Source organism: Candidatus Neomarinimicrobiota bacterium, assembly GCA_022560655.1.
Taxonomy (GTDB): Bacteria; Fidelibacterota; Marinisomatia; order SCGC-AAA003-L08; family TS1B11; genus JADFSS01.
In genome coordinates, this window is sequence record JADFSS010000089.1 from 1 (window position 1) to 7,087 (window position 7,087).

At 56.0% G+C, this 7,087-nt stretch carries 11 protein-coding genes; 10 read left to right on the plus strand and 1 reads right to left on the minus strand.

Features of this window, described 5'->3' with window-relative positions; genetic code table 11:
• The 10 genes from IH971_10170 to IH971_10215 all read left to right on the plus strand — a co-directional run.
• Positions 1-256: transposase (locus IH971_10170; protein ID MCH7498203.1), on the plus strand; the 256-nt coding region annotated here is incomplete at its 5' end.
• A 3-nt stretch (positions 257-259) separates the two neighbouring features.
• Positions 260-391 (plus strand): transposase, encoded by a 132-nt coding sequence (locus IH971_10175; protein MCH7498204.1) that lies wholly within the window; start codon positions 260-262, stop codon positions 389-391.
• A 174-nt stretch (positions 392-565) separates the two neighbouring features.
• The gene (locus IH971_10180) at positions 566-772 is read left to right on the plus strand and encodes an NTP transferase domain-containing protein (protein ID MCH7498205.1); all 207 of its coding nucleotides are present in this window, start codon (positions 566-568) and stop codon (positions 770-772) included.
• Positions 709-1,290 (plus strand): hypothetical protein, encoded by a 582-nt coding sequence (locus IH971_10185; protein ID MCH7498206.1) that lies wholly within the window; start codon positions 709-711, stop codon positions 1,288-1,290. Before IH971_10180 ends, IH971_10185 begins: the two co-directional genes overlap by 64 nt.
• The gene (locus IH971_10190; GenBank protein MCH7498207.1) at positions 1,287-2,405 is read left to right on the plus strand and encodes a CDP-glycerol glycerophosphotransferase family protein; all 1,119 of its coding nucleotides are present in this window, start codon (positions 1,287-1,289) and stop codon (positions 2,403-2,405) included. Before IH971_10185 ends, IH971_10190 begins: the two co-directional genes overlap by 4 nt.
• Positions 2,402-2,674: a hypothetical protein gene (locus IH971_10195; protein ID MCH7498208.1), complete on the plus strand. Its 273-nt coding sequence runs from the start codon at positions 2,402-2,404 to the stop codon at positions 2,672-2,674. The genes IH971_10190 and IH971_10195 overlap by 4 nt, the downstream gene beginning before the upstream one ends.
• A 79-nt stretch (positions 2,675-2,753) precedes the next feature.
• Positions 2,754-3,752 carry a glycosyltransferase family 2 protein gene (locus IH971_10200; GenBank protein ID MCH7498209.1) on the plus strand — a complete coding sequence of 333 codons (999 nt, stop codon included), beginning with the start codon at positions 2,754-2,756 and terminating at the stop codon, positions 3,750-3,752.
• 72 nt (positions 3,753-3,824) lie between these two features.
• Positions 3,825-4,178 (plus strand): hypothetical protein, encoded by a 354-nt coding sequence (locus tag IH971_10205; protein MCH7498210.1) that lies wholly within the window; start codon positions 3,825-3,827, stop codon positions 4,176-4,178.
• 55 nt (positions 4,179-4,233) lie between these two features.
• Positions 4,234-4,569 (plus strand): hypothetical protein, encoded by a 336-nt coding sequence (locus IH971_10210; protein MCH7498211.1) that lies wholly within the window; start codon positions 4,234-4,236, stop codon positions 4,567-4,569.
• A 546-nt stretch (positions 4,570-5,115) separates the two neighbouring features.
• A complete protein-coding gene (locus IH971_10215; protein ID MCH7498212.1) occupies positions 5,116-5,316 on the plus strand; it encodes a hypothetical protein in 201 nt (66 codons plus the stop codon).
• Here IH971_10215 and IH971_10220 read toward each other — a convergent pair.
• The coding region (locus IH971_10220; GenBank protein MCH7498213.1) for an aconitate hydratase at positions 5,275-7,087 on the minus strand (1,813 nt) is incomplete at its 5' end. The two genes, IH971_10215 and IH971_10220, sit on opposite strands and share 42 nt — an antisense overlap.

Sequence of the window (7,087 nt, forward strand, 5' to 3'; positions counted from 1 at the left end):
CCGCCAGTACGGCCGATACGGATACCGACGCATAACGGCCCTGCATCGGGCTGAGGGGTGGCCGGTAAACCATAATCGTGTCGAGCGAATCTGGCGCAGGGAGGGGCAGAAGGTTCCCTCCAGACAACCCTGGAGGAGCAGATTTTGGCTCAATGATGGGTCCTGCCTACGGCACCATATCCGCAGTGACAACGGCTCAAAATTTACGCAGAGAGCATCCGACGCTGGCTGCAAAAGATCAAGTATGAAGAGCTAATACATCACGCCAGCCAGCCCTTGGGAGAACGGCTATGTCGAGCCTTTTAATGGGAAACTAAGGGATGAACTGCTCAACCTGGAGATCTTCGATACGCTTTATGAAGCCAAGGTCTTGATCGATAGATGGAGATGAGAATACAATCATATCCGTCCTCACAACAGTCTTGGATACCGTCCTCCAGCTCCAGAAGCCATACTTCCACTCACCCAACAACCAACTCAATTACGTGTCAACTGAAACCTCAAAGACTAACTTACCATGTGGTCCAAACAACGGGGGCAGGTCAATTATTAGACTTAATATCAGGTGAAACTGGTCATTATCGCAGCCGGCATGGGTACACGGCTTCATTCTACAGGCAACACACTCCCGAAAATCCTTCTCAAGATTCACGACCAGCCGGTTCTATACCATCTGCTGGGAAATTGCGTGCAAACCGGTATTTCTAGTTGTGTTATCGTCACGGGTACGAAAAAGGAAAAATTCTCGCTTACCTGGCAGAGATTGACCTGAATCTGGACATTGATACCGTTAATAATCCAGACTGGAAGCTGCCCATCGGCCGCAGTGTTCTGCAGTCGAAAGCGCTCAATCCCGCTGGGGAAGACTTCCCGGTTTCCATGAGCGACCCTTTGTACGGCCATCGCCTGTTGAAGAGGATCGCAAGCAGTGGTATGCTCAATCTTGTGGCTAACGTGGGTCTAGATTTTCAGCCGAATCGCATTTTTGATCTGGAGGACGGCATAAAGATTTCGGTCGATCCAGACCATTCGAGTATCATTACCGGCATGTCGAAGGATTTACAGGACTATCAGGCCATTGATTGCGGTCTGTTCAAATGCCGATATGAATTCTTTGATCTGCTGGCAGAAACGGCGGATGCTGGTGAAGGGTCAGTGGCGTCAGCATGCAATCTTGCGATTTCGGACAGGAAACTGGGGGGCGTGGATATTGGCGACTACTACTGGATCGATATTGATACCCCCGAAGCCGTCCGGTATGCCCAGGGCAGTTATGTACCAGACCCGTGACCCCAGCCATTAATGAACGGGTGCCTGATATTATTCCGACATCCCGGGGTAGCACCCTGAACATCTACTTCTACGCGAACCAGGTCTATCAGTTTTCCTTTTCCAGACCGATTTATGAGCGAGTCGGAGGAATTTTCGTCGTCCCGAAATTCCGGAAAGTGCTCCGCTTTAAACACCGGATGCGCAACGGAACAGCTTTCCCTGACATTAAAACTTTCCTGAACACCCCCCCTGTTATCAGGTGCGACCCGGACAAGATCCCCGGCCCGAATGGCACCATTATCTCCCATACCGTTACCCGCTTCGCCTCTCCCGGAGGATCCTGCACCACCATCTTCCAAGGACACGGAACCGGCGATCGCAAATACGGTGGCAATCTCGATAACCTGAGGGCGTTCGATTATCATTTCCTTTCAGGGCCCAAGCATCTGAAAAAGCTGCAGGATTCACAGGTATCGATTCCCGAAGAGCGACTAGTCTCCATAGGGAATCCCCGTTTTGACGCGTATGTTAAAGGGGAGATCGATCGAGATATATGTATGGATAACCTGGGGATCGTGGACCGAGACCGGAAGAACATCCTCTACGCGCCTACCTGGCAGAAAGGCAAGGGCACTCTGCACCAACTGGTCTATCGTTTCTGCCGGGAGCTGACCGGGGAATTCAATCTGATCGTTCGACCGCATCACTTCGTCTCAAGATCGATACCCAAGATCAAGGCGTGGGCTGCTATCAACGGTATCAGACACGTATACTTCTCAAATCCGAACGATCTTCTGCGTCACGATACGATGAGTGATTTCGCCGTGTCGGACCTGCTGATAAGCGATACTTCTTCCATCCAGTACGAGTACCTCATTACCGGCAAGCCCATGATCGTTGCCGAACTGGAGCCGGTTGATCTCCATAAGATGCCGACGGAGATGGATGTTCGTTCAATCACCCAGGTCTATGACGGATCACCACGTGCGAATATTCTGAATATGGTCGTAGATAATCTCGCTTCACCGCACACTGAGGCCTGCCGGCAGCTGCTACAGAACTGCTTCTATTTTAACGATGGATATAGCACCGACCGCGCCGTGAAGTTTGTTACTGATCTACAAGCAGCGTGAATAAGTCGCTCCCCAATTCGTTTGTAACTGTCCTCATCCGCTCGTATAACCGGCTCCCCTCCGTGCTTGAAATCATCGATGCTTGCCTGCAACTTGTTAAGCCCCCGAATCAGCCAGTCCCATCCAGGAACCTGGCCCGCGTATACCGGCGCTGCCTCAACATCCTACTGGAGTTCCTGAAATTCCCCTATACCCTGTATCGCGTGCTCACCGCCCAGCGGCCAGCCTGGAGCGGTCGGTTGGACGACGTCCGACCTAAAGACGCCTGATGGTCAAGATCGAGCATACTCCGGTGGCGCACCATTTCCAGAGAGTTGAACCGTCATGAACCCGTCTCTAACCAATCCCATGGTTTCGGTGGTGATTCGTTCCTACAACCGCTTGTCAATGGTGCCTGAGCTTCTTGAAGTCTGCCTGAGCCAGGATTACGCTAATTTTGAGGTGGTTGTTGTCGAACAGAGTGAGAATGACCTGTGGGAAGAATATCGGGCGTCGTTTGAAAGACTCGACCCTCGGGTCCGCGTGATTCGATCGCAGCCTCTAGGCTCGGCAGGCGCCAAAAATACGGGCGTGCTCCACAGCAGGGGGGAAATCGTCCTGTTTATCGATGACGATGACCTGCCGATTGGCACAACCTGGATATCATCCCACGCGAAACATTATCATGACCCGTTGTGCGTTGGCGTATCAGGCCGCTGTATCAAGAAACCCAACGAGCGGGTTCCCTACAAAAACCCTGACGCCGCATACGACCGTTGCCTCACCTACTCTTTTTTCCTGCGCGGGCGGGATCTTACCGGCATCGACCGACCCAAAAAGCCGGTGGAATGGCTTCACGGTATGAATGCTTCCATCCGTCGATCCTATGTCGTGGCACTGGGGGGCTGGTACCCTTACGTCACCAACATTGATGAACATTCATTCTGCTTTAAGCTGCGGAGGGCATTGCTGCCCGGTGAATACCTGATGTTTGATCCTGAGCCGGTGGTCCTCAGGCAGTTTGATATCCCCGGCGGTTTGGGGAAGAGGTATTTGACCCTTAACCGGGTTCTCGTGAATCACCTTCAGTATTATCACTGGGTGGTGGCGGACTACTTTCCGCTGCGGTTTTATGGGCTCTATCCCTTTTTCATGATCTACAACTTTCGCTTTGCAACCCGCTGGTTCCGAACTTTCTCCCATTACTCTGATAGTAGGTGGATGAGGTGGTTCGGGATGAAAGTTGGTCGTCGTTTGTACATCCTGCAGGAGTTGGTGCTGTATCCCGTTATCGTCATTCGTCTGCTTGTGCAAAAAAAGCCCGACTGGAGCGGCCAGCTGGACGATATCAGGCCAAAACCAGGATGACGCCGCATCTGGGAACGCCGCCATTTGCTCATGGAACATGTAACCTTGGAACCCAGCATTGAATAGCATCAGATGAACACCGCCCCGAAAGGCAAGGGCCTCCTGCTCCTGCTGCTCACAGAAAATTATCGTAAGACCCGTGATTCGATCCTGCGGAAGCGTGGCCCCGTCATCAAGCCATGGATGAAATACCGTGAAATCCTGATCATTGAGGAGCTGCTCACAAATCTCCAGCCCCAGCGCTGCCTGGAGTGGGGTGCCGGGTACAGAACCCTTTACTATTCGCGCTACTTACCCAACGAATCGGCCCGCTGGATAGCCGTGGAGCACGATGAGGAATGGGCTGCGAATGTGCGCAGCATGAACACCGATCCGCGCGTCGAAGCGGTGCACGTGGCCCCCAAATGCCTACCCGTGGACGGATGACCACAATGACGGTGCCTATGCCGATCTCACCGATTACGTTGAATATGGCGGAAAGTTGGCTCCGCTGGATTTCATTTTGGTGGACGGCCGGGCCAGGGTCGACTGCCTTGCAAAGGCCCATGAGTGGATTGCGAACGACGGAATCGTGGTGCTCCATGATGCCCAGCGTCCTCACTACCAGCAAGCCCTGAAGCCCTACGCCAGCCAAGTCATGTTTACCCCCAGGGGGCCCGGGACGAAAGGCCTTTGGGTTGGCAGCAAACGTGATCTGGTGGAAGGCAGGCTGAACGTTGCCCGGCACAAGAAGGTTTGGAAGCTCCATGACCTGTTGTCTGGCTATCAACGCTGGCGAAAGGCGAAAAGAAGGGCGAAGAAGTCACCAACCCCCTGACGCGACCGGGCGCAGGCTGCCCAGCGGTGGGAGCGCCCCTGGCCAAACCGGAGCACCGCCAGACTCAGCACCGTTGAGCTCAGTGAAGATTCGGAATCATCCATGCGACCATAGGGATCATCTCTGGGCCACTGGGGACTAAATTGGTATTGAATATTTCTAAGCCCACGGTGGGTAGAACGACCAACAGGCCCCATGATTTGTGCCGTGGGCCTCAACTTAATTTGCGGTATTTGCTTTCGTTTGCGCTCGTGGCCACTCGCAACGCCTCCAGCCCTTCTCCGTGGCTGATATCAGGCGCCGTGGTGGGGTCAAATATCAGTTTAATGTAACAGGATAGCAAAAGCGCCGGGAATAAAACAGAGGCCGGCACCACCCCTGCCATACAGCCAGGAAGCCCCAATTTTCGCAACCTGCCCCCCTCCTTACGGGGCAGGTACGCAGCCGTTTTATCTACCTGGCAGGGGAGGGAAGAGGGTTGGCGGCGGCCAGCCAGTTAAGTCCGGTTTTGGGGCCCAGGATGTGGCCCGCCCCCGCGCCCGAAGGATGCCACAGGGCCAGGCCGGCCAGCAGTGGGCCGACCCGGCCATCAAGCTGGGATTTCAGATACCTGCGGAACGCCACAACGGGGCCAAGATTCAGGCCGGCGCCGTGGCCACCGGGAAGCCCGCCACCAGCAGCGCGGTGACCCTGCGGGCAGTTCCGTCACCCCAGCCTCTTCCGGACCATATTGATGAGCGAGCCTGACAGCATGATTTGCACCTGACGGTCGCTCATGGAGTGCTCAGTTTGATAGCTGTGGCCCTTATGTTTGTTAAGCACTTTTAGTCGCGACCCCTTCTGTATCGCCGCTCGCACATCGGGGATCGTCAATACGTCGTCACGATCGATGCGTTCCCAGTCCCCCGGGTTCTCAAAGGTCAGTGGCAAGATTCCGAAGTTGATCAGGTTCTGCCAGTGGATACGGGCGAAACTCTTGGCGATGACGGCCCGGAGGCCCATGTACCGCGGGGCGATGGCGGCGTGTTCGCGGCTTGAACCCTGACCGTAGTTCTCTCCACCGACGACCAAAGATCCAGCTTCTCGCTGCGCCATGGCTCGCTCATAATACTGCTCGTCGATCTGAGAGAAGACGAACTTGCTGATCTCCGGGATATTGCTGCGGTAGGGCAGCACTTTACTGCCCGCAGGCATGATTGCATCAGTGGAAATATCGTCGCCCACAACCATCAGGACCGGGCCCTCGATCGTTTCAGCGAGCGGGTCGAACTCTGGCAGCGGCTTGATGTTGGGACCTTTCTCGAGCACAGTTTCGTCGCCCGCTGGAGCCGGCGGGACCAACAGCGCTGAGTTGAGGGTGATCTCAGCCGGTTCCTCGTACCTCGGGTACTCCATGTCGAGGGTCCGCGGGTCGGTGATCACTCCCGTGAGCGCCGAAGCGGCCGCAGTTTCCGGGCTGCACAGGTAGACCTGATCCTCCATGGTGCCCGACCGGCCCGGGAAATTCCGGGGCACGGTGCGCAGACTGATGCGGTCAGTGGCCGGGGCTTGCCCCATCCCAATGCAACCGTTGCAGCCTGTCTGATGGATCCGGCCCCCAGCGTGAATCAGGCGGTTCAGCAGCCCCATTTCGGAGAGGTTCTCCAGGATCTGGCGTGAGGTGGGGTTGATATCGAACGATACCCGGCCGTGCACCTGCCGGCCTTCCACGATGAGAGCCGGTATGGCGAAATCTCTGAGCCCCGGATTGGCGGATGAGCCGATCATGGTCTGGTACACCTCTCGGCCGGCGACCTGGGTTACCGGTACTACCTTGCCCGGGCTGCTGGGGAGCGCGATCAAGGGCTCCAGTTTGGACAGGTCGATCTCATCCTGCCGATCGTACGTGGCGCCACCATCGGGAAGGAGCTCGGCCCAATCGTCCTCCCGGTCCTGCGTTCTCAAGAATTTCCTGACCTCCCCGTCGGAGGGAAAGACCGTGGTCGTAGCACCCAGCTCGGTGCCCATGTTGGCAATGACGTGGCGGTCCATTGCACTCAGGTTGCCGAGCCCTGGACCGTAATACTCGATGATCTGGCCTCTGCCACCGTCGACGCCATGCCTGCGCAGCAGCTCCAGGATCACGTCCTTCGCGCTCACCCAGTCGGGCAACTCGCCGGTCAGCCGCACGCCCCAGATCTGGGGCATCCTGACGTAGAACGGCTCGCCCGCAATCGCCAGCGCCACCTCCAGTCCCCCGGCTCCCATCGCCAGCATCCCTAGAGAACCGGCAGCGGTGGTGTGGCTGTCGGAGCCCAGCAACGTCTTGCCGGGAATCCCAAATCGTTCCATGTGGACGGGATGACTCACACCGTTTCCCGGGCCGCTGTACCAAAGACCGAATTTTCTGCACGCACTGCGAAGAAAGACGTGATCGTCGGCATTCTTGAAATCGGTCTGCAGCAGATTGTGGTCGATGTACTGAACCGAGACCTCGGTCTGGGCGCGCTCCAAACCCATCGCCTCCAGCTCCAGCATG